31 protein-coding genes and 1 pseudogene are annotated in these 25075 nt (G+C 34.2%); 16 read left to right on the top strand and 16 right to left on the bottom strand.

Going from position 1 to position 25075, the window contains the following annotated elements; translation table 11 throughout:
- The first annotated feature begins 203 nt into the window (after positions 1-203).
- From ACUXEY_RS23575 to ACUXEY_RS23610, 8 genes are all read left to right on the top strand, one after another.
- Entirely contained in the window at positions 204-875 is a 672-nt protein-coding gene (locus ACUXEY_RS23575) for a Crp/Fnr family transcriptional regulator (protein WP_207996680.1), read from the top strand.
- A 74-nt stretch (positions 876-949) separates the two neighbouring features.
- Positions 950-1315, top strand: coding sequence for a carboxymuconolactone decarboxylase family protein (locus ACUXEY_RS23580; RefSeq protein ID WP_166703039.1), 366 nt, complete (start codon positions 950-952; stop codon positions 1313-1315).
- Between the two features lie 85 nt (positions 1316-1400).
- Positions 1401-1901, top strand: a complete 501-nt coding sequence (locus tag ACUXEY_RS23585) for a hypothetical protein (RefSeq protein WP_461301729.1) — start codon at positions 1401-1403, stop codon at positions 1899-1901.
- Between the two features lie 573 nt (positions 1902-2474).
- A complete protein-coding gene (locus tag ACUXEY_RS23590) occupies positions 2475-3131 on the top strand; it encodes a uridine kinase family protein (RefSeq protein ID WP_461301730.1) in 657 nt (218 codons plus the stop codon).
- A 656-nt stretch (positions 3132-3787) separates the two neighbouring features.
- Positions 3788-4387, top strand: coding sequence for a hypothetical protein (locus tag ACUXEY_RS23595; protein ID WP_461301731.1), 600 nt, complete (start codon positions 3788-3790; stop codon positions 4385-4387).
- A 30-nt stretch (positions 4388-4417) separates the two neighbouring features.
- A complete protein-coding gene (locus ACUXEY_RS23600; RefSeq protein ID WP_461301732.1) occupies positions 4418-4594 on the top strand; it encodes a hypothetical protein in 177 nt (58 codons plus the stop codon).
- A 660-nt stretch (positions 4595-5254) separates the two neighbouring features.
- A complete protein-coding gene (locus ACUXEY_RS23605; RefSeq protein WP_461301733.1) occupies positions 5255-6103 on the top strand; it encodes a hypothetical protein in 849 nt (282 codons plus the stop codon).
- A 308-nt stretch (positions 6104-6411) separates the two neighbouring features.
- Positions 6412-7227, top strand: a complete 816-nt coding sequence (locus ACUXEY_RS23610) for a DUF5677 domain-containing protein (RefSeq protein WP_460508639.1) — start codon at positions 6412-6414, stop codon at positions 7225-7227.
- An 88-nt stretch (positions 7228-7315) separates the two neighbouring features.
- Here ACUXEY_RS23610 and ACUXEY_RS23615 read toward each other — a convergent pair whose 3' ends face one another.
- The 4 genes from ACUXEY_RS23615 to ACUXEY_RS23630 all read right to left on the bottom strand — a co-directional run bounded on the left by ACUXEY_RS23615 (position 7316) and on the right by ACUXEY_RS23630 (position 8751).
- Positions 7316-7510, bottom strand: a complete 195-nt coding sequence (locus tag ACUXEY_RS23615; RefSeq protein WP_460508642.1) for an ABC transporter permease — start codon at positions 7508-7510, stop codon at positions 7316-7318.
- Positions 7511-7643: 133 nt separating this feature from the next.
- Entirely contained in the window at positions 7644-7844 is a 201-nt protein-coding gene (locus tag ACUXEY_RS23620) for a hypothetical protein (RefSeq protein ID WP_460508645.1), read from the bottom strand.
- Between the two features lie 159 nt (positions 7845-8003).
- Positions 8004-8423 carry a DUF4145 domain-containing protein gene (locus ACUXEY_RS23625; RefSeq protein ID WP_461301734.1) on the bottom strand — a complete coding sequence of 140 codons (420 nt, stop codon included), beginning with the start codon at positions 8421-8423 and terminating at the stop codon, positions 8004-8006.
- Positions 8395-8751 (bottom strand): hypothetical protein, encoded by a 357-nt coding sequence (locus ACUXEY_RS23630; RefSeq protein ID WP_461301735.1) that lies wholly within the window; start codon positions 8749-8751, stop codon positions 8395-8397. Before ACUXEY_RS23630 ends, ACUXEY_RS23625 begins: the two co-directional genes overlap by 29 nt.
- A 1546-nt stretch (positions 8752-10297) precedes the next feature.
- Here ACUXEY_RS23630 and prgP point away from each other — a divergent pair.
- From prgP to ACUXEY_RS23650, 4 genes are read left to right on the top strand one after another with little or no spacing between them, the layout of a single operon-like run.
- A complete protein-coding gene (gene prgP / locus ACUXEY_RS23635; RefSeq protein WP_461301736.1) occupies positions 10298-11245 on the top strand; it encodes a ParA superfamily DNA segregation protein PrgP in 948 nt (315 codons plus the stop codon).
- Positions 11190-11489 (top strand): hypothetical protein, encoded by a 300-nt coding sequence (locus ACUXEY_RS23640; RefSeq protein ID WP_461301737.1) that lies wholly within the window; start codon positions 11190-11192, stop codon positions 11487-11489. The genes prgP and ACUXEY_RS23640 overlap by 56 nt, the downstream gene beginning before the upstream one ends.
- Positions 11490-11521: 32 nt before the next feature.
- Positions 11522-11872: a hypothetical protein gene (locus ACUXEY_RS23645; protein ID WP_461301738.1), complete on the top strand. Its 351-nt coding sequence runs from the start codon at positions 11522-11524 to the stop codon at positions 11870-11872.
- A gap of 30 nt (positions 11873-11902) precedes the next feature.
- Entirely contained in the window at positions 11903-12190 is a 288-nt protein-coding gene (locus ACUXEY_RS23650) for a hypothetical protein (RefSeq protein ID WP_461301739.1), read from the top strand.
- A gap of 139 nt (positions 12191-12329) precedes the next feature.
- Here the strand turns inward: ACUXEY_RS23650 and ACUXEY_RS23655 are convergent.
- The 5 genes and pseudogenes from ACUXEY_RS23655 to ACUXEY_RS23675 form a co-directional block, all read right to left on the bottom strand.
- A pseudogene (locus tag ACUXEY_RS23655) lies at positions 12330-12404 on the bottom strand (DUF3967 domain-containing protein); the annotation flags it as partial.
- Between the two features lie 379 nt (positions 12405-12783).
- Positions 12784-13548, bottom strand: a complete 765-nt coding sequence (locus ACUXEY_RS23660) for a M23 family metallopeptidase (RefSeq protein ID WP_461301740.1) — start codon at positions 13546-13548, stop codon at positions 12784-12786.
- A gap of 104 nt (positions 13549-13652) precedes the next feature.
- A complete protein-coding gene (locus tag ACUXEY_RS23665; protein ID WP_461301741.1) occupies positions 13653-13961 on the bottom strand; it encodes a hypothetical protein in 309 nt (102 codons plus the stop codon).
- A gap of 258 nt (positions 13962-14219) precedes the next feature.
- Positions 14220-14816 (bottom strand): DUF3967 domain-containing protein, encoded by a 597-nt coding sequence (locus ACUXEY_RS23670; protein WP_461301742.1) that lies wholly within the window; start codon positions 14814-14816, stop codon positions 14220-14222.
- Between the two features lie 110 nt (positions 14817-14926).
- Positions 14927-15244, bottom strand: a complete 318-nt coding sequence (locus tag ACUXEY_RS23675; protein ID WP_147808602.1) for a hypothetical protein — start codon at positions 15242-15244, stop codon at positions 14927-14929.
- A gap of 495 nt (positions 15245-15739) precedes the next feature.
- Here ACUXEY_RS23675 and ACUXEY_RS23680 point away from each other — a divergent pair, with 495 nt between their 5' ends.
- The 4 genes from ACUXEY_RS23680 to ACUXEY_RS23695 all read left to right on the top strand — a co-directional run bounded on the left by ACUXEY_RS23680 (position 15740) and on the right by ACUXEY_RS23695 (position 18942).
- Positions 15740-17005 (top strand): Y-family DNA polymerase, encoded by a 1266-nt coding sequence (locus ACUXEY_RS23680; protein WP_461301743.1) that lies wholly within the window; start codon positions 15740-15742, stop codon positions 17003-17005.
- On the top strand, positions 17002-17343 hold the full coding sequence (locus ACUXEY_RS23685; protein WP_461301744.1) for a YolD-like family protein: 342 nt from the start codon (positions 17002-17004) through the stop codon (positions 17341-17343). The genes ACUXEY_RS23680 and ACUXEY_RS23685 overlap by 4 nt, the downstream gene beginning before the upstream one ends.
- Before the next feature lie 170 nt (positions 17344-17513).
- Positions 17514-18431, top strand: a complete 918-nt coding sequence (locus tag ACUXEY_RS23690; protein ID WP_461301745.1) for a WXG100 family type VII secretion target — start codon at positions 17514-17516, stop codon at positions 18429-18431.
- A gap of 22 nt (positions 18432-18453) precedes the next feature.
- Positions 18454-18942, top strand: coding sequence for a YxiF family protein (locus ACUXEY_RS23695; RefSeq protein ID WP_137035228.1), 489 nt, complete (start codon positions 18454-18456; stop codon positions 18940-18942).
- 51 nt (positions 18943-18993) lie between these two features.
- On the opposite strand, the gene ACUXEY_RS23700 is transcribed toward ACUXEY_RS23695, so the two are convergent.
- The 7 genes from ACUXEY_RS23700 to ACUXEY_RS23730 all read right to left on the bottom strand — a co-directional run bounded on the left by ACUXEY_RS23700 (position 18994) and on the right by ACUXEY_RS23730 (position 25067).
- Entirely contained in the window at positions 18994-20058 is a 1065-nt protein-coding gene (locus ACUXEY_RS23700) for an N-acetylmuramoyl-L-alanine amidase (protein ID WP_461301746.1), read from the bottom strand.
- Positions 20055-20294: a holin gene (locus ACUXEY_RS23705; RefSeq protein ID WP_097841671.1), complete on the bottom strand. Its 240-nt coding sequence runs from the start codon at positions 20292-20294 to the stop codon at positions 20055-20057. Before ACUXEY_RS23705 ends, ACUXEY_RS23700 begins: the two co-directional genes overlap by 4 nt.
- On the bottom strand, positions 20294-20530 hold the full coding sequence (locus ACUXEY_RS23710; protein WP_063221072.1) for a hemolysin XhlA family protein: 237 nt from the start codon (positions 20528-20530) through the stop codon (positions 20294-20296). The genes ACUXEY_RS23705 and ACUXEY_RS23710 overlap by 1 nt, the downstream gene beginning before the upstream one ends.
- A gap of 105 nt (positions 20531-20635) precedes the next feature.
- The gene (locus ACUXEY_RS23715) at positions 20636-20782 is read right to left on the bottom strand and encodes a hypothetical protein (protein ID WP_461301747.1); all 147 of its coding nucleotides are present in this window, start codon (positions 20780-20782) and stop codon (positions 20636-20638) included.
- 17 nt (positions 20783-20799) lie between these two features.
- The gene (locus tag ACUXEY_RS23720; protein WP_461301748.1) at positions 20800-21318 is read right to left on the bottom strand and encodes a hypothetical protein; all 519 of its coding nucleotides are present in this window, start codon (positions 21316-21318) and stop codon (positions 20800-20802) included.
- 12 nt (positions 21319-21330) lie between these two features.
- Complete coding sequence (locus ACUXEY_RS23725; protein ID WP_461301749.1) at positions 21331-22683, bottom strand: BppU family phage baseplate upper protein; 1353 nt, start codon at positions 22681-22683, stop codon at positions 21331-21333.
- 62 nt (positions 22684-22745) lie between these two features.
- A complete protein-coding gene (locus ACUXEY_RS23730; protein WP_461301750.1) occupies positions 22746-25067 on the bottom strand; it encodes a phage tail protein in 2322 nt (773 codons plus the stop codon).
- Between the last annotated feature and the right edge of the window lie 8 nt (positions 25068-25075).

The raw sequence follows: 25075 nt of genomic DNA on the forward strand, positions 1-25075 counted from the left end.
ATAAAATCTACAAAAGATAATAAAAAACTATATGGAAAGACCGCATTTTGTTTGAAAATATACCTTAAGTTGATGGATGTGTGGTGCTACCCCTAGAAGCATTTTTAAAAAAAGAAATCCACTTTTCTGATATTATTTTATTAATCCGTTAAGCACCAAAAAAGTTATTTAAACATGGATTTAATAAAGATTAGGAGGAACAAATGATCAGTAAACTAAATCAGGTTATAAAATGTTTCCCTTGCCTGTCCTCTATTGAAGCTAAGGAATGGAATAGAACTGATATTTCTATAGTGCAAGTTCCAACCACTCCTGTAGCTTTTGCAAGGGGGCATCGCTTACACCATGCTATTTTTATTTTGGATGGCTGTGTACGCATTTATAGGGTTGGAGAGAATGGCAGGGAGATAACCCTCTATCGGGTTCAGAGCGGCGGCGTTTGTTTAATGATGATAGCTAGCATATTGGGTGATTTAGATTATGAGGCTTTTGCCGCAGTCGAAAGCGATGTTGAAGCCTTAATCATACCGGCCGAAACTTTTCGGAACTGGATACATACATACGATTCGTTAAGCAGATTTATATACGGATTATTTATTCGTAAAATGTCAACTGTGACTCAGCTTGTAGAAGAGATTGCTTTTAAAGGGATAGACGATCGGATTGCAGATTATCTCATTAAACATACCTCTCTATATTCCGACGAGATAATCATAACCCACGAGAAGTTGTCTATTGAGTTAGGTACAGCACGGGAAGTAGTTAGCCGGACACTAAAGAAGTTCGAGAAGGAGGGACTTCTTACTTTACATCGCGGAAAAATCGTAAACATCCAACGAAAGGCTCTACAACAAAAATTTAGCCGTTTTCTGTGATATAGTTACAGAAATTCTCCTCTTTTAGATTATATGATAATGAGGACAACATTCATTAAGGAAGGAAGATCTTCATGGAAAATCTAAACGGTCTTTACAAAGGAGACGATGTTCTTTATCGAAATTCTTATTTAAAACGAATTAATGAGCTTATAAAAATGGCACCAGCATCCTCAAAAGCTTTTTTAACATTTGAGAAGGAGGCGTTTGTATCTGGATTAATACCAACGAAAACAAAGGAACTTATTGCGATTGCGGTGGCTCATACGACTGGTTGTCCCTATTGTATTGATGTTCATGTAAACAAGTATAAGAAATATGGGGGAACTATGGAAGAGGTTTTGGAGGCAATTATCGTTGCATCTGCAGTAAAAGCCGGAGCAGCCTTGAGTCACGGTGTAAATGCCTTAAATGCGTATGAGAAAAACAATATGCTATAGTAAATGGTTTTGTTTATTCACTTATAATGGGATAGCATTTAGATTTAAACGGCTTTATTGGTATGATTTTAAGGATGTTTTTATTATGGAAACTAAAAAAACGAGTTTAATTCAAATCCTTTGGGATGGACCATACAATATTACAGACCTCGTAAAATTAAAAAATGAAGAAACCGATTATGGAATTTATCAGATTTATGGGAATCACCCTATATATGGTAATGACGTTCTGTTGTATATTGGAAAAGCCGATTTTCAGACTCTAGGAAAAAGAATTTCCCAAGAAAATTGGCCGGACACTAACGATTCTAACAATACTAAAATATATGTTGGAAGGTTACACGGTTCTAAAAACCCAACTGAAACTGAATGGTCAGTAGAAATTGACTTGGCTGAAAGATTGTTAATTTACGTTCATAAACCTGCATATAATGCTAAAAGTGTATCCTCGCTAAATGATTTAGAATTTCAGGATATTCATATCTTAAACTGGGGTCATTATAGATCTCTTTTTCCTGAAATTTCTGGATTAAGATGGACAAGTAAGTTAGACGAATTGGTATTTGAAATGTATAAATGGGTGTAATCTAACCCATAAATTAATTAAAATTTATAAATAGATGTGATGAAATAAAGTTGGGTGGGAACCAAACTTTATTTGTACTGTAAGAAAAGTCTTATGTAGATCAAGTAGAGGAAGGCACCTTAGGGTGTCTTTTTTTATTATTTCATTTTGTAAATTAATAAAAAAAGACTAGCAACACATACTAGTCTTCTAAATGTGGTACCGTCAGCATTTCGGAAAAAAGCCATGCTAAGAGCATGCAAGATTTTATACAGTTTTTCGGCTAATCCAGTAACAAACGAGCAACCTAAAACCGCGCCATAATAGGAATGTATAAAAAATGCATATGTCCATAGAACAAAAAAAGGAGGTTCCCCTGTGAGAACAGGATTCCTCCTTGTCCTTGCTACCGATAATAGGACGTTATGTTAACTTCACATGAATCTTTATCCATCTCTATATAGTTTTTTAAAAATAGAGATGATATGATGGATAATCATACCATTTTTTCACTTCATGTATGATTTTATAAAAAAATAACTATATATTAAGATGATGTAAATAAGGGGATATATTAGTAACAGGGGGAAAATAATGAAAAAGTTATTACAAGAAATTATAAATTGGATCAATATGACCGATGAACAGATTATTATTGGCATTTCAGGACACGGTGCTGCCGGAAAAACAACGTTCGCCAATAAGCTCATAAACCAAATGAATCAAAATAAAGTGAATTATATTAATACAGATCCATACATTGTTAGTTCGGACATACGAAAGCATGCGATTATTCACTATACATATCAAAATGAAAATCATCATTATAAAATGACGGCTTGTCATCCATCAGCGCATCATTTATCTGCTTTAGACAGAGATGTTCAGATGGTAAAATCTGGTTTAGATTTTTATACGATAGATACGCATTATATGAAAAGCGAGTTGATTTCTTCAAAAAACAAAGTGACAATTGTAGAAGGAATGTGTGTCGCATTTATTAATCCCGATTTATTTGATTTAAAAATTTACTTCTATACAGATGATGAAACGGAATTAATGAGAAGGTCTAGCCGCGATATTGCTGAAAGGGGAGCCGATATCAATTATTTAAGGCAATCTCATGAAGAACGTCGGATTCAGTACAAAGTGTTTATGCATCCATACAGTCAACGTTTTGATATTATTATCAAAAATTCCGATGAAGCAATATGTCTAGAAAAAAATACATTTGAGTTTGATGGAGTTTAAATGCAAATACTTTATTTATTATAAAAAAGAGTTTTCATTATTTATAAACATATCTTCCGATAACGAGAATTATGTAAATGAGCTGTCCATACGGACAGCCCATTTTATTTTTTGCTTAGCGTTGTCTGTTTCTGAAATGCTGGTGGTACCCCTAATTGTCGTAATAAAAAATAAAAAATAAAAAACATGTCGTGATAAGAGGAGTGGATCCCCCACTCCTCTTCTATTATCGTATTGTTGTTTAACAACATGTCTTTATAGCTAGATTTAGCCTTAAACTTCATTGTTTTTGCCTTTCAGTAAAAATGAAAATACAGTGGGTTTTTCTTTTGCACATAAAAAAGCCTCTCCACCCTATGGAAATGGGTAACACTTTGCTATAGGATCCTTCAAGTCGGAGGAAGACTCCTTAGAATTTCTTTTTTCATTAAACTAACATGTAACTTGTAGCAAATCCTTTTATTTTTTATCATGTAAAACCCCATCTACAATTAAATCAGAGCAAAAATGACTACCTGTCCAAATTAGTTTCGAGGTAATATTTTACAATTATTACTATTATATCAAATTAAAAACTATTAAAATAGTCTATTAAATATAAATGTTATATTTTACAATTTTAACAAATACTATTATTTTTAGGAGGTAGTTTCCAAGTGAATAACAAACAAAACAAAAAAATTATTAGTGCAGTTTTAGCAGGTACATTTGTGTTTGGCGTTGCAGCCCCATTAACCTTTAATGTACAGGAAGTGAAAGCCTCAGGATTTGAAACAGTTGATGAAAGATTAAGCCAAGCAGAAATTTTAGATTTATTAAAATTAGAAAAAGAATTGAAAGAAAATAATATTTCAATTGAAGATATTATGACAGGGATTGAACAAGAATTAGCTAAAGAAGTTCCTGGAGAAGCATTACCATTATCAATCAAAAATGTTGATGGTCCACAATACGGTCCTAAATCTCAAGCGGCAAAAATAGCAGCAAAACAAATGTTAAAAAATCTAAATAGAATTGGGAGAGTTGCTTGGGATAGAAGTGTAAGACAATATGTTGATAAATTACCAATTTCATGGGACAGTAAAAAAGCATTAAAAGGATATTTGAGTTATACTGTAGTTGTTAAAACTCTTAATATAGTCATTGGTTTTAGTGGAACTATTACAACAGCTATATCAAACCAGCTTAAAAAGATGGGCTGCCCTGCATGGTTAGCAGATATGACAGCAAGAGCAATTGTAACGTTGTTATTATAAATTTGAATTTCCAAAGAAGGTGGATATTCTATGAAAAAACTATTGCAAATAGCTATTACCTTTTTCGCAACATACACAATTTTACACATTATAGTAGGTTTTGATTTTAATCCAATTATTAGTTTAGTAACTAGAATTATTCAAGCCTTATTGGCACTTTGTTTATTAATTTATGTTATCAAATTTACAAGAAAAACAAATCGTTAAACTAAATCGGATTCTTCAATCACGTACATTGTAACACCCCCAATTAGGCATAGATATACTTAACAACGAAGATACCCCAAAAACAAGAAAAGGCAACTTAAAGTGTCTTTTCTTTACGAATTAAAAACCCACCTATTTCCGTAGATGGGCTTTATCTTTATTACACAATACCAAAGTATACTCTCTATTTCTCATAAAGTTTATGTAATTATACATATCTGTAAAAATAACACTAAATGAATATTACATGTAGTAAAATATAAATTGTGGACACGTTATATAAAGCAGATTCTTTTGAAAGACGTAACATATCGACCATTATAATAGATATGCCTTCACTCTATTACTGATCTCAAATCTCTTGTGCTTTGTGAACTAACAATCTGGTGTATATAGACGATTCTGTTTTATAGGATGTGTTTACACGTATAACAAAGGGATAATACGGATAAATTTATACAAAATGAATGTGGTTCAAGTCGGAGAAAGGCACCTTAGGGTGTCTTTTTTTATTTATTTTCGACAGAATATGACAAAAAAGTTATAACTGGATTTGTTATGATTTGGTAGTAATCTTACCTAACACAAATGAATGATGATACAAAGTATAAAAAGGTTATGGAGAAAATAATTAGATAGTATTTAATTCGATGAAAGCTGGTGAAATTATTGACGGTTTCTTTCTTTTGTTATGAATGTGGTGAAATAATTGAAAAATATAATTTTGATACAGTGCAAGAAAAAATAGTTGATGGTGTTGAATGTACATTCTGTGGGGCTCAAAAGAGGCTAAAATATTGCTATTATCCCCATTTTTCAGTAAATGATTTCATAAAAACTATTCAAGAACTATACAATCAAAATAAGAATGATTTAACTAAAAAATTAACATCCACCTATACAATTTTTAATGAAATTGAAGGTACTCATGAAAATTTATCTCTAGAAGATTACACCACAATCTATCACATATTAGATAGTTTACTTGAAGATGAAGTAGAATATAGTATTGATGTTAAATCAAGGGTGATTGATAATTTAGAAGACAAATTAGTACAATTTTATCCAACTGATTTAGCGATAAGTATAGTTTCTTCACTCCCTTTGATAAACACACCTTATAGAAAGCCTATAGTAATATTAATAGCCTCTACTATTGAATTACTATTTAATGTTTACTATAAAGATGCAATTAAAATCGGAAAAATAAAAGAACATAGCGATGAATTTTTATCGCTCCATAGGAAAATTAGATATTTAGATGCTAATAGAGCTAAAAGTCTAGAACAATATATAGGACAGTATGACAAAGATTTTTACGCTTTATGGGATGACTTACGAAAAATTAGGAATAAAGTTATTCATAGTAATTCATTATATATTTCGAACAAAATGATAGAAGATTATATGGTCCTATTAAAAACATCTGTTACCGTTTTTTTAAATTTAACATCCGAACTATATAGAGAACACTACACAAGTAATCACTCAAATATAATTAAAAATTAAAACACTTTTTATAATGATTGAGAAATATAGATTTGAATCATATTTCTCAATGACCAATATTCCTTAACATATTATTAAAATTAAGATAGTTCAGGTCGGAGGAAGACACCCTAGGGTGTCTTTTCTTTATGGTTTAGCGCCTACAATATCTTGTATTCCTGCCTATACCGTTTTAATGTGTTAAGATAAATTGTTAACACATTAAAACAATTATTACATAATTAATCTATAAAAATGTATTAGGTAAGGAAGCAATGGCATTCTAATCGGTGCTTTTATTATTTTAATAGAAGGAGCATATAGCATTTATGAATTCATACTTAGAAGTATTAAGTAAAAGCATCCAGTTCGGAGAAGAGACTCTAAAAAAAATAGAAAGAAAAAACGGTTTGGAAATAGAGAATAAAATAATTCTCTCTCTTTACAGAAAATTATTGGAGCAAGTTGACGGCATTTATATTTTGGCTGATCACAATCTTGAAGGACCAGGTAGAATTTTAATAAGATCTGCAATGGAAACAGTCTTAGCGCTAAAGTACATTCTTCAAGAAAAAAAATGGATTCAAGATAGGGCATTCTCTTATTATGTTTGTTTTTTGAAATCAGAATTACAGATTGCTAAAGATTCTCTAGAGTTAAATTTTAATGATGAACCTATAAATAAAAAAGAATTAGAAATTGATATTAAAGAATCTGAATCAATAATAAACCAGGGACGGTTTATTAAAGTGCTAAATGAATGGGAACGAACTAATAAAAAATCCAAATATGAACCTAAATGGCATTCCCTATTTAATGGACCAACATCAATAAAAAAGCTTGTTGATAAAGTAGCAGATGATGAAATTTCCCTTCTTTATGGCCTGTTATCAATGGAAGCTCACGGTTATCACTCATTGAGTGCATCTAACCATAAAGATTTAACGAAAGATGACTTTGCACTCAAACCTCTAAGAAACGGAATATCTGATGAAATGGTTAAATACACAAGAACACTACTAACGGGAATAACCATGAAAATGATTAAACTTATTGCCCCTGAGTGTAATCCTGATTTGATCATATTCGCAAAAGAAATAGGAATAATACCGAAGAATTATCCTTTTTCTATCCCTAAAATTTAAAATGACATAATATCATTCGAGTTAAAAAAAGACATCTTAAGGTATCTTCTTTTATTCATAGTACTAAAAAAACACGTTAAATTAACTTTTAAACGTGTTTTTCCCTAAGACAATATTTAAGATAATCTATTCCTAGACTAACAAACGGAATAATTACCGCAAAACTTAATGCATAAACCATTGTATTTATACCTTTGTAATCTAAAAATTTATCCGCTATAAATAGGACTAAAACAAATAATATTGTTGATTTTATAAATATTTTAAGAAAATCGAATTTCATAGCAATTCCTCCCCCACATTCTATAAAAAGTGCAAAATTCTTTAAATGAATGTATAATATAAACTAGACAGAGATAAAATAGCAAAGAAACAGAGTGGTAGAGACACCCTGTTTCCTATGTAATGCTCACTTATCAGTGAGTAAACGGAACATAGCTAAAAGCCACTATTTTTAGTACCCTTAGCCACTCTACAGCTACGTCAATAGCTTGAGTGGTTTTTACATATGTAAAAATAGATAAACTCAAACTTACTTGTTCTATATACTCAACGAAAGGTTCAAGGATGTACCTTTCAACGAATAACAACAATAAAGTCACTATCAATTCTTTCACATGTATCACCTCCTTCCAATAAGAACTAAAAATCAACAAGCTCTATATGTTGCTTGATTTTAGTTAACTTACCAGAGGTAGGTTGACAATCACACTCATTTAACTAACATTACTGGTATAATATAGCACAATAACTAGAATTTGTACATTATAGAGTTATTAAATTGGGATACTCATCTTATTAAATAGACTCACATCTTTAATTATTTGATCCAATGTAGCTCTAATATCCATTGCCTCTCTTCTTGTGATATAAGGTAAATTATATGTATTACCATGAACTAAGTTTCGTAACTCTCTTATTCTATCCATGATAGCAAATTGACTCTCAGTTATAATTCCTTTTTCTTTAGCCACTTTTAACATTTTAAAAAACGTATGATTATTTGTAGATGGCTGTAATAATCCATATAACATACCCTCAAAAACGCTACCACACATTAAAGCTAAAGAAAGCCATGATTCAGTTTCAAAGCTTTTATCAGCTTCCTCATAAAATAATCCAATACGATTACGTAAAGACTTATCCTTTATCCAAGGAAATAATAAACTATAATCTCTTATACCATGATAATCCAATACGATTACGTAAAGACTTATCCTTTATCCAAGGAAATAATAAACTATAATCTCTTATACCATGATAATTCAATACTACAATAACATCTTCATTTTCACTCAAAGACCTAGGATGCATTTCTGATTCCACTATTAAATAATGCCCATGTATTCGATCATTTCTAGTTGAAAAACTTACACTTATATTAGCTTGTATTGAAAAGTGTGTAATTGAAAAAGCGGGCAACAAGGGTATATAAATATGCCACTCATAAGGGTATTTACTACCAGGTTTAGTTGAAATATTTTTTATATGTTTTTTAGGTATTTCGAATAAAATAGATTTCAAAATTCAAGTCACATCCTTTTTTTCAGTGTAAAATCAATAAAAAAATTTCACGTACTATATCTGTTGTGTAAAACCAAATTCAGCAATAAGGCCTATTTTATCATCCATCCCCTTATCCTCTAACCAAGTAAGTAGCAAATCCTTTATTTATTCCTCTATCTTGGTAAGTCATTCCCCCAGGACTTAAACAACCCTATATTTTTCATCTTTTCTCCGTAATTATACTTGACTGAAGGTCTTGAGGGTTTTTATCATGTGGGAACGATTATGGAACACGGCTGGAAGGCAGATTTATCCCCTACTTTGAAAGATCACAAAAAAGTAATCGATCAAAATAGATGGATAAGCGTCTTGTTTTTGCCATGCGGTCACTTATAAGGTATCCGTATGTATAGACCCTGTTCACTCAGCGATCTTCACCGCATACATCCTTTTTCTATGGCTTGTCCTTGTAATATCGTCCCTACACGACAAACTGAATGTACTCCCTAGCACCGTAATGCTAACGATAACCACCCGAACCTTTTAGAGAATCGTCCCTGGGCAAGTTCTCGCCCACCCTCACCAGAAGAACAGGATTCTAATGAGGGGTGCTGTTTTTGTAGGCGTATACTTTGTACCCCCTGCACGACCAACAGCTAGCCACGCCGTAACACGTTCCCTCTATATAGAAGCACGGAATTACGGCTTATCAGTTTTTATTTACGTGGTATCAGGCAATTCCACGCGAACAAAAAACAAAAAAGCATCTCCAAATCCTAAATGGCCTGTACATTCACAAGACTTCTAGGTTTAGAGATGCCCGTTATATATCTTTTGGACTACAAAATAATCAAAACTAGTATTTACTAGTTGATATTTATCCAAACAATAGATAAAATGGGTATATCAAAGAAGCCTCGGAGAAAGGCATAGTTGTTTAAGGTTAGTGGTGGTACACTTCTTAAACGTTAACACTGTCGTTGAATACAGTTCATGTCTAGCCAAGTGGTGGTACACTTGCTAGAGCAAGTCATTCCCGCTAAAGGTTGGTAGCCGATAGCATATGGGAGTGGCTTTTTGTTTTGTGTTCTTATTCAATTGTCTTATCGATCTTCGTTTATATAAAATATCAAATTATGGTTTGATTTGTAGAATGTTGCTTGTTGTTTATTAAGTTACAACAAGTTTTTTTCTTTGTAAATGCCCCTGTAAGTGGGTTTACGTCATCTAACAAGCTTAAATAAAGGATAAAAAGATAGAAAGATAAAAAGATACATTTATCCTTAGATACAAAGATACATAGTTTACCTTTGTGTATCTTTAGATACAAAGATAAAAAGATAGAAAGATAAAAAGATACATCAATTATCGTTGATATTATAGTATTTCTGATAAATGTTCTGTACACGAAAAATTGAATTATTCTATTAAACATAAAAAAGATACATTTATCCTTTTACTTTTTGTACAAGCTCATGTTATCATCGAGTCGAGAATAAAAAGATAAAAAGATACATTTATCCTTTGTTACAATTATATTACAAATTTAAAAGGAGCGATTCCTGTGAAAAAAGGATACGTAATAATCAACGCCCAACAAAAAGGTGGAGTTGGGAAAACAACTGATTCGTGTATGGAATCTCTTGTGGCTTCTTTAATCTTTAATAAGAAAGTTTTATTTATCGATACTGACCTTCAAGGGAACGGTACAACGTTCTTAGCAAAATCATTTAATATTACAGAAATGCAAAAGACATTAATGAAGTGTCTTGAAGAAGGAGACCTAACATCAGGTATTGTACATCTTCATGATAACCTAGACATGATTCCATGCGGATATGATATGAGGAAATATGCTGACTTCTTAATCGAAACATTCAATACAGTTGAAGACAGAACTTTTTACCTTTCTAGATTGCTAGAAAAAATCAAATATAACTACGATTACATATTCATCGATATTCCACCTTCAACAGATTTAAAAGTGGATAATGCGATGGTAGCAAGCGACTACATTATTGTTGTTCAAGAAACTCAACAATTTTCATATGAAGGAAGTCAACGTTTAATCTTTGAATACATCCAAACATTAGTTGATGACTTTGGTTCACTCGTAAAAATGCAAGTTGCTGGAGTACTTCCTGTATTACTGCAGCAAAAACGTGCCTTACACAAAGAAATCGTTAAAAGTACAATCGCTACTTTTGGTGAAGAGAATGTATTTACTACAATTATTAACAATCACGCACGTTTAGAATGGTATCCACGAATCGGGTTACAATTTGAAGATCATCATGATAAGAGAATGCTAGCTTTATTCTGTGATATTTTCTGTGAGTTAGAAGAAAGAATTCACCTTTTCGAAACTGAGGGCGATATTGAACCGGGATATAGTTATACACAAAAGTATTTCGTAGAAAATAAACTTACTAAGTTAGGGAAGGGGATTGACATAAGTGGCTTTAATCAAAAGGGAAACGCCGCAAGAACCGAAGATAGCACAATCTGCTAATACAGAAAGAAATGTTCAGAGTACCAATAACAACATCGCACCCACAAAGAAAGTTTTAACAGCGCAAGATAGAAAGAATATAAAAGTAACTCCTGAATCATTTAGTAAGATTAAAACTATTTGTACAATGAAGAGCATGAAGAATTACGAATTTATTGATGAAATTCTAGAATTCTACATTGCAAATAATTTAACTGAACGTGAGCAACGTATTTTGAAAAACATAACATCTAACAATAAATAGTTTTAATTGATTACTAACTAGGAGTGGTACCTTTGGAAAATAAAAGTAAATCTTATGTAGTAACTGTGACGCCTATTACTGAAAGTTCAGCTTCAACTATTCAAAGTGATCAGACTAACAAGAAAAAAGAAATACAGACACTAGAGAAACCAGATCCACGTTTAGTTCCATCTAAAACTGCAAAAATTTCACCAGCTGTTTTACTAAAGATAAATACTCTAAAACCATTTATTCAAGAACAAGAGAGTATGAATAAAACTTCTATTAACAACATCATTGATATTCTTATTGAAAGCTATGTAGATACTCATCTGGCAAATCGACATTCCGAAGCATATAAAGATATGTACAAGCGTCTTTACGAGACGTTAGAAAATAAATAGAGAAAAAAGTTTTAAATAGGAGTGGTACTTATGGAGAATAATAATAATAATTCATTTGTAGTAACCGTTACACCTATTACTAATAACTTGAATTCGAATACAGATAATAAATTGCAAACACCAGAAAAAAAGAATTTTAAAAACCAACAGGGTAGTATTAAAATTTCTAGTCAATCCAAAGAGAAACTTGAAGCTCTAAATAAACTTACAAATACCAAATATGCTCACGAAATAATTGATATACTTATTAAAAGTTATGTAGAAAATGAACTAACTCCTGATCAAAAAAGAAAATTCGAATTGCTTACAGACCTATAAAATCATAGAAGTATCCCTATATCAGGGGTACTTTTTATTATGTATCCTTGTATCTAAAGATACATGTATCTTTTTATCCTTTTATCTTTGTATCTTTTTATTTTAAGTAGGAAAACAAATACTCCTGCTTTCCTTTCCCTCACCAAAACCGCCACCACGGCTTTTTCTTCTCTTTCGCCGCAGCAACCTCATCCCGAAATTTCAATCGTTTTTCCACTCATTTATTATGCACTTCTATACTTGATTTGTTTTCTTTGCTCTTGCAAACTTCCACAAAGCTACAATTAGTATGAGGAGCGGTATTGCCTGAATAAAGAGAAATCCTTCCCAAAAATCAAGTTCAGTACTATATGGAGAGTCTCAAAAGCCCTTCAGTTAAGGGAGTTGGAGGGCTTTTGTATTTATATAATCAAGATGATTGAAAGTTAGGTTTTGTAATATGACTATTTAATGTTGATTTATTGAGATTTTTGAGACCTAAAATGAAGAAATAACGTGAGAAGTGATAGTAAATTTGAAGGAAAAGCAGATAATATACATAAAAGTCTTATTGGCATGATTGACAGTTTAAGCAAGAATCATCAGGATCTAATTTATAAAATTATCCATGCAGTACCATTCCAATAGTACCATGTCTGTGTGAAATTGTTCCACCAGTACCATGTCTGTGCAGCAGTATCAAAGTAGTAATAACTACCCGTCCAGGCTCCTGTACTATCTAATTGATAATAGACATTGTTAGTTAGTACCCATCTGTTGGTTTGGCGTATGGCGTTAACATAATAGTACCAATTTCCACTGTCTTCATCTTCAACCCAGCCGTTCCTTATTGGAGAAGGAGTGATTCCTATAACATTAAACATTGTCCAATTACAAGTTCCACCATTCTGCCAATAATCACTATTACCAGGGATATAATTAGTACTAGGGTAAAAGCGCGTAAGATGGACGTGAGGTCCTGAAGTTTCTGCTGAATTATCTACGGTTCCTATGAAATCTCCTGCTTTAACTACGGAATTCAATGATAAATTATCTCTAGGGACAACGTGAACGTACTCTGTGAAGAACCCATCATTACCTCTAATCGCTATAAGATTAGCAGTTAAACAACCTGGTGGGTTCCTTACAGCGGGATCAGGATTTGCTGAAGTTGAATTAATTATTGGGCTTTTACAAGTGGAATCTCCTTTTGTATATACTACTGTTCCATCTTCTACAGCATAAACCGATACTCCCCATACAGAATTATTAAACCCTAAATCTTTGGAACTATTAAATTGTCCATGACACCCCTGATACATTCTAACTGGTTCTGTCATAGGAGGATTAAAGGGTGTACGTTGATATTGATATGGCAATTATTATTTCTCCTTTCTAATAAAAAAATTCATATTTCAATTAAAAAAGTTATAGATGCTTATCCATTTATAAACTGCTATAAATACATTTTTGTTCAAAAAGTCTAAGACGAAATACCAGGCGGTGTAGTTGGTGGTGTAGTTGGTGGCGTAGTTGGCGGTGTAGTTGGCGGTGTAGTTGGCGGTGTAGTTGGTGGCGTAGTTGGTGGCGTAGTTGGTGGCGTAGTTGGTGGCGTAGTTGGTGGCGTAGTTGGTGGCGTAGTTGGTGGAATATAACTATTTACATTTACATCTACATTCACATTATTAACAAAAGGAAAGTACTTTTGTTCCATGTCGCAGGAATGCTCGTTGTAATCTTCATAATTACAATTTTTTTTCTTTTTCGGACTACCAGGTTTATGTTTAGGCATGTTTTAAAATGATCTCCTTTCAATTTATAGAATAGCTTGTACAACTTGTGTACTATATTAATAAATGCAGCTTGTCCATTTTTGGTAACGGTATTTGTGGAGTTTCTGTATAAAATATTAACGTAAAGTTAACATAACAGCTCATTATTGGTAGCAAAAAAAAGTGGATCCCCACTCTCACAAGGGATCCACTTTTTCTTTTTCTTTTTCTATAACTCTATTTTTATAAGTTCCTACCATGGCCAGTAGTCCCTCTTCTTATCCTCCCCAGAACCTCCACCACGGCTTTTTCTTATCTTTCGCAGCAGCAACCTCATCCCGAAACTCCTGCATCATTCTCTTCGTTTCCTGCATCTCACGTAGTGTTTTCATCAGTGTCTCATCCCGCGCTTCCAATCGTTTTTCCACTCGTTCATTATGCGATTCTACGCTTGCTTTGATTTCCTCGTTATTCTGCTTCGTCTGCTCACTCAATCGCTTCTCCATCGCTAACATGCTTTGATTCATTTCTTGCACCATAACGCTATACTGTTCCTGTAGTTGCTGTTTAATGTGGAATGGCACTAAGTCCGTTTCCTCAGCTTCTTCTTGAATCAGATCCGGATTAACTTTTTCGATTTGCTGCGCTATCATCTTCGCTGCCTTCTCTAGCGTCATACCGTCATGCTTACTCAATTCAATTAATTTCTCAATCACCATAATGTCACTGTCTGTGTATTGGCGTCTACCACGATTATCCTTCTTTACTGCGAATCCTTCACGTTGCAGTACTTCCATGTACTTTCTAAGGGTGCTATCACTTATTCCTAGTCGTTTGTATACTTCACTAGCAGAATAAACAATTTCGTCCGTCATAACGTCACAACACCTCCTAGTCAGAGTATTCCATGATGGTTAAGAAATTCCTGCAAAGAAAAAAGCTCTGATTATACAGAGCTTTTAACTTAAGTATTCTATTTCTTATATTATTCAGTGACTAGAATTGACTTTCCTTTTCCATCTACTACTATACCACCCGTGCCTGGATTTAAGCCTTTAACATAATATTTTCCGTTTTCTATCGTTAATTCAAAAACGCTTCCGTCTCCAAATTCAGAATAAGCCCAACTTCCAGATACTCTTTTTTTCTCCCCTACCTCAAGTTTAATGTCATATCTAGCTATTTCTTTCTTTACTTTACTATCAGCTAATGAATTTGATTCAAATGTAGTTGCCGAAGCTCCAATTCCTCCAGTTAATACAATACCAGTTACTAGTGTTCCTATTATTAACTTTTTAAACATAAAAAATCCCCCTTTTTATAGTTTTATAGCTTGCCACCTAATCATATTTTTAAAAATAATCATTGTAAATATATAGAATTTTTAGAAATATAAAACAGTTAATTTCGAATGTTTAGTTAAGATATGTTGTTTGTTAATAACGATAAACAGTTATTTTTATATAAAGAACAATACTTGTTAGGGACAACTAAATAGCTTTAGCAATTTCAACAAGTAATCGCATAAACAACGGTATCATTTGCACCACTATATAACCAATTCCTGCGCGGCTTATTAAGGAGAATCCCCGTTCCTGGCTACCAACCTTAATGAATAGACCGCCACATAACGCTATAACGGATGCAATTAGTTAGGATACTACTTTAATCCAAAAGATAGTTAGCCCATAACCAATTCCTTATAGTTTGTTTTATTTTTTTGAAAAAACCTCTTCATAAAAGAACATACATTCGTATATAATAAGAACTAACGTTCTGTTATTTAGGGGGAATAACGGTGTATGACTATTCAATATTGCCAAATCGAATTGTTTTATGTGTAGATCTTCGTTCGTTCTATGCCAGCGTATCGTGCATTAAAATGGGACTAGACCCACTTCATACTAAATTAGCCGTAGTTGGTGATGTAAATAGGAGCGGTTCAATTGTTTTGGCTGCAACTCCACCATTAAAAGCGTTAGGCGTAAAGAAAATGGCTAGATTGTATGAAATACCACGTCGTAAAGATATCCTGGTGGTAAACCCAATTATGAGTACTTACATAAAATGTTCTAATTTCATCACTAAGTTAGCTCTGCAATACGTGCCTGTCGAGGATTTCCACCAATATTCCATCGATGAGTTCTTTATGGATATTACGGATAGTATTCACTTATTTGCTAACGATCCGTATGAGTTTGCATTGGAATTCAAACGTGAAATATATGCGAAGACACGAATCGAATGCACGATAGGAATTGGGCCGAATCCTTTAATGAGTAAGGTTGCCTTAGATGTGGAAGCAAAGAAAACGAAAGATTGCATAGCATACTGGAAGTACGAAGATGTACCCATAAAATTATGGCCAATACGACCACTGAGTAAGTTTTGGGGGATTTCAGGTAAGACAGAAGCAAAGTTAAACCGAAAAGGGATTCATTCAATCGGAGACTTGGCGCAATATCCACTGAAATACTTAAAGCAGAGCTTTGGGGTTATTGGCGAAGAACTACACTTACACAGCAACGGCATTGATTTTAGCCGAATATCAGAAAAATACGTTCCAGCCACAACTTCAATTGGTAAAAGCCAAATACTTATGCGTGATTACACCATAGAGGAATTCCCAATTATTCTACTGGAACATATTGAGGAAGTTTGTTATCGAATGCGAAGGCAAAACAAACTAGCTCAAACTATTCATTTTTCTATTGGCTACAGCAAAAATTACGCTGGTGGTTTCAGAAAAACTCACACTATGAACCGACCAACCAATTTAACAATGGATATTTATAAGATTTGTACATACTTTTTACATAAGTTTTATACTGGGGAACCCATTAGAACCATCAATGTTTCTTTAACTAACTTAATCAATGAAGGCGAAGAACAAATCTCACTATTCGATAATGTAATACAACGAGAAAAAGAAATACAACTAACTAAAGTAATGGACGAAATACGCACTAAATTTGGAAAGAACAGCATATTAAGAGGGATTTCGTATACAAATAGTGCAACAGCAAGATACAGAAACACATTGTTAGGGGGACATAAAGCATGAACAACGCTAATATGCCAAAGGGAAGAGGAATGGTTAAATGGACTCCATTCGCAGCGATGCCGGAGCAATTCGCTGGTATCCGTGAAATAGTTAAAGAAAAGACGAAGGTAGAAAGACCTACATTAACCCAGGATGAACAAGAACTGATCGAGAACATGCTATTATGTTCATTATTATCTGAAGAAGAAATACTGATTACATATTATGGAGGTGGTTTTTTACTTACTAACTATATGACCGTTGTTGATATTGACCCGCTAAATAAATCAATACTTTGCACTGATGCATTTTACAATAATATGACGTTGAAATTTATTGATATTATTGATGCAAAATAAAAGGCCGCTCACAATCGTGGCTCTTATTGTTACTTTACATACACATAAGCTTTATTTACAATTAAACAGATTTTATTTCACATAAATATTATTATACTAATCTAAAGTTTCCGTATTTACATTTTTTTCTTTTTATCTCATAATTTTAATTGGGGAAAGGGAGGAAAGAAATGGTTCAAATCAAAGTGACACCTGAAATGCTAGAAGAAGTTGCGAATCGTGCAAGTAATACCCGAATCGCATTAGAATCTATACATAATAATTTATGTAATGAAATAGATCGTTTGTGTTTTCAATGGATTGGTGCCTCTAATCAACAGTTCATTCAAATGTTCAATGATGCGCGACCAAAAGCTTTTACATCTATCAATTCACTTGTACAAGTAGAAGAAGATTTGAAACGAATCGCTGAAAAATTCCGTAACACAGATAATCAAGATGTTACAATAGAAGAAGGTGCAATGTGTGGTAAACCTTCTTCTGAAGAGAATGGCTTTGATGGTAAAAAATTAGCTAGAGATATTGCTGGTGAAATAAGTGGTGAATATGATGTTCGTCGTGTTTGGGATGGTATTGATCCATCTACTGGCGAAAAACTTTCGTGGTGGGAACGTACTGGGGCAGGTGTCATGGCTGTAGCTGGCCTTACACCAGTCGGAAAACTCGCTAAAGTTGGTAAAGGTGTTAAGATGACAGCTAAGGCTGTTGAAAGCGCTGAGGCCGCTAAAGCTGCTAAGGCCACTGAAAATTATAAAGCTCATCTGGAGAGACAAGACAAATTATTAACTCGTAACGGTGCATATCGAAAGGCAAGACGGGACGCTGGAATTCCTAACTCCACTCCACACCAAAAACCTATTCATGTGTTTGATGGAACAAGTGAAAATAGATTGGTAGAGGAATATACTAATTTTAAGGGCCAAAAAAGATTTATCATTGAGCACCGGGAAGATAAAATGGGTAGGGGTCCTCATTTCCACCTTGCAACTGATAAAAAAGGAAATCCACTAGAAAAAGGAAGATATGATCAACTTAAAGGACATTATCCTGAAAATCTCGAGGGATACAACAAGTCAGGTAAAAAATAAGTGATTAAAGGAGTTAAAAATTTTGAGTACTCTAGATAAAAATCGCATGGAGATTCTTAAAAGGAACAATCGAAGAAAAGGACTTATAAATGAACTTTCTAATCTTGTTACTATTTCTAAAGAATCATTTATGGACGCAGAATCAAATGATTTATTTTGTAAAGAATTATTTAGTAAGTTAGAAAAGGTTTCGGACAAAAAAATATTTGGTGATTCAAATTATGAACAAAATATCACTCTATCAATAGAACTGTTGAAGGAAACCGTTAAAAATATTGATTTCCCGGTTAACCAAGGAAGATTATTTTTCTTTACGGAATATGACCTTGAGGCAATTAAACTGAATATCAACGAAGTGTTTGATAACCTAGAAAATTTATCAATCGAATCAGGATTTCTAAATGGAAATGGCGACTTTGTATTAGTTGGTGACGATTTAGAATTCGGATTATGTGTTGAAAGAACAGAGTATCATTATGAATTTAGTATGTGGGGAATAACAACAGTTTAAAATACGAAAGTAAATAAGGCCGGCTCCTTTAATAGGGACCGGCTTTTCATATTACTTTACATATACATAAGCTTCATTTGTTGTTACATAGTATGTTTTCCCTTTGCTATTGTGTACTTTATATTGTGATGAACCATTGACACTTACTTTCGCATCAATCGTAAATCCTAAACCTGCATCTACAGACCCAGCAACATCTTTATCCTTCCAAGATGGAGCATCATAGAAACGTAGATTGTTAACTTTAGATACAACGCGTTTCCCTACAATAGAAGAATCTACTGTACTTTTCTTATTAAACTTCACATAAGACGGATCGTTCTTAATCCATTGTTCTCCACCAAGATTTAACCAACCATCCTTTTCAGCCCATACAACATAAGATTCCGGTTTATTTAGTTGACGCATCTTAGAATAGCTTGTATCTGGTCCTTTACGTAAATTAACGTTGTAGCCTTCAATATAAGCAATACCGTCTGTTACAGCTGTTGGAACCTCCGCTGGTTTAGATGGCTTCTCAGGAACAGAAACTTCAACACTAGAATTATTGTATGCTCGTTGTACATCCGTTCTAAATTGAGCTTCTGAAATGCCATGAGACTTTAAGTAATCAAGTGGATCTTCATGATCTGTTCCACCAAGGTATTTCGTTACATCGTAGTGAGTCCATAATCCTTTTTCTACTGATAATCCACGGTCACGTAAGATTTTAGCTAGTAACTTAACGTATTTGTCATAGCTGCGTTTGAATTTTGTATAGTCCGCTGTTTCGCATAACTCTACATGTACAAAACGTTTATTAGCAGCAGGACCGCCACCATAAGCAATGTATTTTGTATCAGCAATTTGGATTGTTTCGTCCCAATCGACTGCATAATGAACAAACGCTGAACGCCATGTACGAGACTCATATTTTTGAATATTAATAGCTGGCGCTTCAGGAGTCGCAGTACTATGTGCTACAACCCCCTCATAAGCCCCTACGCCATAACGATATGGTTGTTTGGGTAAATCAGGAATAATAAGTGTTCTATCAGCAAAAGCGCTTGTTGCAACGGATAAAACTAAAATAACAGCAAAGACTACAGAAGAAATATGTTTTAATGTCTTTTTCATTTCACATCAGCATCCTTTTTTATAATTTTTGTGTGGTCGAATAATCCACTTGCTGACAACCCAATGATGATTCCTTGAAATACATTTGTTTTGATATCTCCACCCAAAAATAAAACGCCTAGCACAATGCCAAGCGTTAAATTTAATAACGGAACGTATTTTGTTTGTAATCCAATTGTTTTTGCGATTTGTGAAAGACCAACTACAACTGCGATTATTACGCTTATTTCAATCATTACATGCCACCTCCTTTCAATAAGAAGGTTAGTGCTGCGCCAATAAGACCACCGACAATAAGTCGTAAAATCCAAGTTGTATTTGCACTAATTTTATCTAACTGTTTGTTGATATTGATAATGTCTTTTTCGTTACCTGTCGTTCGCATCTCTAAACTTTTAATTTCTAAACGAATATCCTTTATATCTTGCCTTATTTCTTGAACATCGTTTCTTACTTCTTGTAATCCTTCCACTTCAATCACCCCATCTCAAAATAAAAAGAGAAGCGAAATCGCCCCTCTTGATCTATGAATTGAATTTTTACTCAAAGCCGTATTTTGTACAAAATAAAAAGCCCACTATAGTACGCTAACTGTAATTAAATCTGCTCTTCCATTTTCAGTTAAGTATTTATCAATTCTTTCTTTATATGTCTTCATTTTTACAATGATAAATGCATACGTAAAAGCTTCATCGATTACTCGTTGTGCCATGTATTCTGCCATTTTGCATCTACTCCTTCTTATTGGATACCTGCAATAATCATTTCATCCATTGCTTTCTGCATTAGTTCCATTTGCTTTTTAAGCTCTTCTAATTCCGATGACTTTTCCGGTTGTGGTTCTACTGGTTCGGGTTCTACTGTTTTAACCCATTTCCCATCCTTAAATACAGGCTCGTAACCTAGCCACGGGCAAACCTCCAATGTGCAGTTCTCCGGAATGTCAGGCTCATAACCCACAATAATATCTTCCTCATATGGTACTTTAATAGTTTCATACTCTACACTGTGCATTACACAGTTAGGGCATTCATATTTACTAACTACTGGTAACTCCTCGCCTGTCTCTTCATCAATTACAGGCTCATACGTGCCGTCCTCAATGGATTGGTGAAGGTCACAGAGTTTTTCCTCCGTGACCACTTCTTTCTGTTCTTCACGATATAAGGTTTGTTTCTCGTAAATCGGTTTCTCATCAATAGGAATAATTTCTGTAAACTTACCTTCTGCATCGTAACAATAACCGTAATATTTAGCCATGTTTATTCCTCCTTAGTCCGCTACATATGTGATAGTCATATATACTGCTTTACCTTTTACGTTAAATAAGATATTCCCATTTGGGTTAACATCTATGAATACCGGCGTTCCATCGCTTGCGTTGAAATGAGAAGCGAATCGGTTCACGGGTCGCATATCAGCAGGTAAGTTCGCTATAGTAGTCCCTACCGCTCCGGCGTTTAGCATAACCTTTCCGGATAATGTTACTGTGTTGCCTCTTCTAGTCGCTCGTACTGGGAAGTTAACATCATCAGCAGTAGCATCAGCCGTAAGAGTTAAATTAACTAGTCCGTTTTTATCAGCAAACGCTATATCCTTGCCTTTGTACTTAAAGACGTTCTCCCCCACGGATAGAGACTGCCCTTGTGACCAAGGTGTTTCGCCCCACCCCATGTAAAGTGCGCCTTTATCAGTGTCACTGGAACGATAGAAACCTAATCCTGCTACATAAGTACTGGTAGTATCGTCCTGATATCGGAATCCCCTAGCACTCGCAGTCTTCGGCATCTGTTGGCGGAGTGTTGCTTGGGAATTTAATACAACCTCACCTGTCATCGTACCGCCTGTTGTTTTTAGGAGGTTTGACTCACCTAAGATATTGACAGTAGTCCCACTTCCTATACGTACCTCTTTTGTAGTTGGTCTGTATTCAAATGGGATAACATTTTGAGGAGCGTCCCATAGTACAAAGTAGTTAGAACCATTTATACCCATACGGATAGCTTCTGCATTATCTAAATCCCATGAGATACTTCTCCAATTTGTTCCACTTGCGGGTGATTTATCTAGGCGTAGACTACCCGTCATCGTACCGCCCGCTTTAGGTAACGCTCCCTTTGCTAATTCCCCAGCTGCGATAATTCCATCAATATCTACACCTTCAAGTTTCTCTCCAGCTTCAATTGCTTTTTGAATTACTGGGAATTCATTTGTAGATTCCATCGCTTCATCAGACATTATCGATTCATCAACAGCAAAAACAAATTTGCACGTTTCAATTACTTTATTATTAGGGAAAGTTAATCTTAATTGTGCAATCACGTTTCCGTATGCAATAAGTGTTTGTGTGCTCAATACTACATAATACCTACCTTGCATTTGGTTTACATTCTGTACATCTTGGAACACTCTTTTACCATCAGGCTTTAAAAATGCAATTTGTACCTTTGTGGCCGTTGAAAAATCCGTAACTACTTTGTCGTGAGTTACATTGATTAATAACTTGGCAGAGTTTAAATCATTCTGATAAAACCGCATTACCTTTAGTTCTTCTTCTTTTGTGGCGAAATCTTTATATTGCATTGTATCAATTGTTATTTCTCTTACTTTTAATAGTTCTGCCAAATGGATCACTCCTTTTGTTCAAAATAAAAAAGCCTGCTTGTGCACACTTTTGATTAAATCGTTTATAAGATTTTTCGTTCTAGTGCTACTAACCTTGCTTCGCGATCTTTATCTTTTGCTTCAAGTTCATCAATTTTTTCTTTTAATGCAATGATTTCAGTATCCTTCGCATTTTTTTCTTCTTGAAATGCTTTAATTTGAATAGCTAAAGATGAATATATCTCAGCGGCATTTCTTTCTTTTGTAACGAAACACTCAGGATTCTTTTCATCATCTGCAATCCAACCGTATCTAGTTGTGATATCCTTTGTGGTTAATACTGTCTCATCGTCTTCTCGGCGGTTCATCCTCATTTCATACAATTGTTCCATGTCTGTTTTTAAATTATATTGTTGAATATTTAACGCCATAATTTTTTCTAAAGCATCAAACTGTACATCTCGAATGTTTGTTTTATACTTACGTTGCGATGAAGTTTCAAAATTACTTGCCACTACAGGAGAATAAGAAGTACCTGAACCAGATTTAACCTGTAATTTACCCGCATAACCAGGTACTGCTCCATTTCTAAGTAATAATGTTTGAAATCGCAAATCCGTTTCTCCATTGTTATCCACTACATCAAGCATATTTTTTCCATTTAAGCTGCAAACAATAGAAGCCTGACTTTCCAACCATACGGTTTTAGCCCCGCCGTTTAATGTTATCCCGCCCGTTGCTTCTGCCCAAAACGAGCCACCTTGCGCATAATGCCCTATACCCTTACCAGATTTAACAGTGAAATTGCCGTTCATTCCGGCGCTAAGATTCAAATCGCCTGATCTTTTGAAAGCAACTGAGCTTACGAAATACGGGTCTCCGTAAGAATCTTTTCCGTTTATTATCCCTAAGAATCCTTGCGTTGGTTGTTGACTAAGAACAACAGAGCCATCTTGAAAACTTGAATCCCCACCTAATACAATCGTTGGCTGTAGTTGATTGACGGAATTCGTATAGTACCCAAGGTATAGACGTGTTAAATTCGACTCCATCAAGCGTATAAATTGTTTTTCGATATGAACGTAGTTAGACCCACTATCAGTGCGTAGTGTAGAACCTTTGATTTCTCCTGCTAAAATCCGTTCTGCAACTATACCTCTTCCTGTAATTGCATTCCTAAACGTTGTGCCGCCATCAGTGCTTACGCCTAATCCAGCACTATTCAAGACTACAACATAATTTGGGTTGTTCTTATCCTTCGCAATTAATCCTTGTGGCGTGATATCTAATTCACTAGTTACGCCTAAAATCATACTCGTGACGTTCGCAACCTCTGCTGCCATTGCATTGATTGGAAGTTTTTCTCTACCCTCTATCAAATCATTAATTGTTTTAGCAGCATGATCTAAATTAGACTGATACCTTTTGGTAATGTCTTGATTTCCAAAAGTTAATTGAACATCAAGTATATTTCCGCGCCAATCACGTAATACACTTCGATTCACAACACGTACTTCTGCGTCCAATCCAATTCTTTCATCAATAAGGAATACCCGATCACCAAGTCTACTCTGAGCAATCGGGTATTTCTGTTTTGTTAAATCGTGTATATCAGCAGTTACGCTAATTTTTAAACTTTCGTTCACAATCTTTTTTAAACCGTTATCCATTGTTGCATTTAGTTTGATACGACCGTCTTTTAAAGGTGGAGCGTGACGTACACCAATTCCAGGAATACTGGCAAGCGGTGATGTATACTCACGAATCAATTTAGCGCCTTTCCACCCATCTTCTTCTGTGAAATCACCATAACCTTTAGCGTATGTCCAAAATCCCGATGCATCAACTTCTTGAACTATATTTGAAGCATTCAATCTATGGCGGTACATGACGTTTAAGTCAGATCCAATTTGAGGTTCAATCGTTACAACCTTGCCCAGAATCCTGAACTCTGCTCCATAACGATTCAATGCATCTTTAAACATTTCAAGTCGGGTAGAGCCACCACCGAATCCATCCCATTGCAATGAATTATAACTTCCATTCAATTGATAAACGTAGCCACTTCCACTAAAAATAGTTGCAAAGCAAGCATTTGCAGTGAAGGATTGATTATATTCTTCATACACGCGACCATTGTCGAAGTCATCATAAAATTTCGGTACCGCTTTAATCTCAGCAGTTAATGTTTTCCCTTCACCCTGTTTTTTCAGATAAACAACTTTATATTCTGTTTCATTATCATCGACTAGAGTCCACATTTCTGAGAGTTTATTAAGAAATATTAAATTCACTTTATTGGGAGATATCTTTGCAGAAAATACACAATTCCCATTTAATTCTTCTTCAATGAGGTAAGTTACCTGTGTAATATACTCCTTATTCTCCAAATCACGTACATACATAATAAGTC

The sequence above is a fragment of the Bacillus sp. F9_6S_D1_P_5 genome, assembly GCF_054823925.1.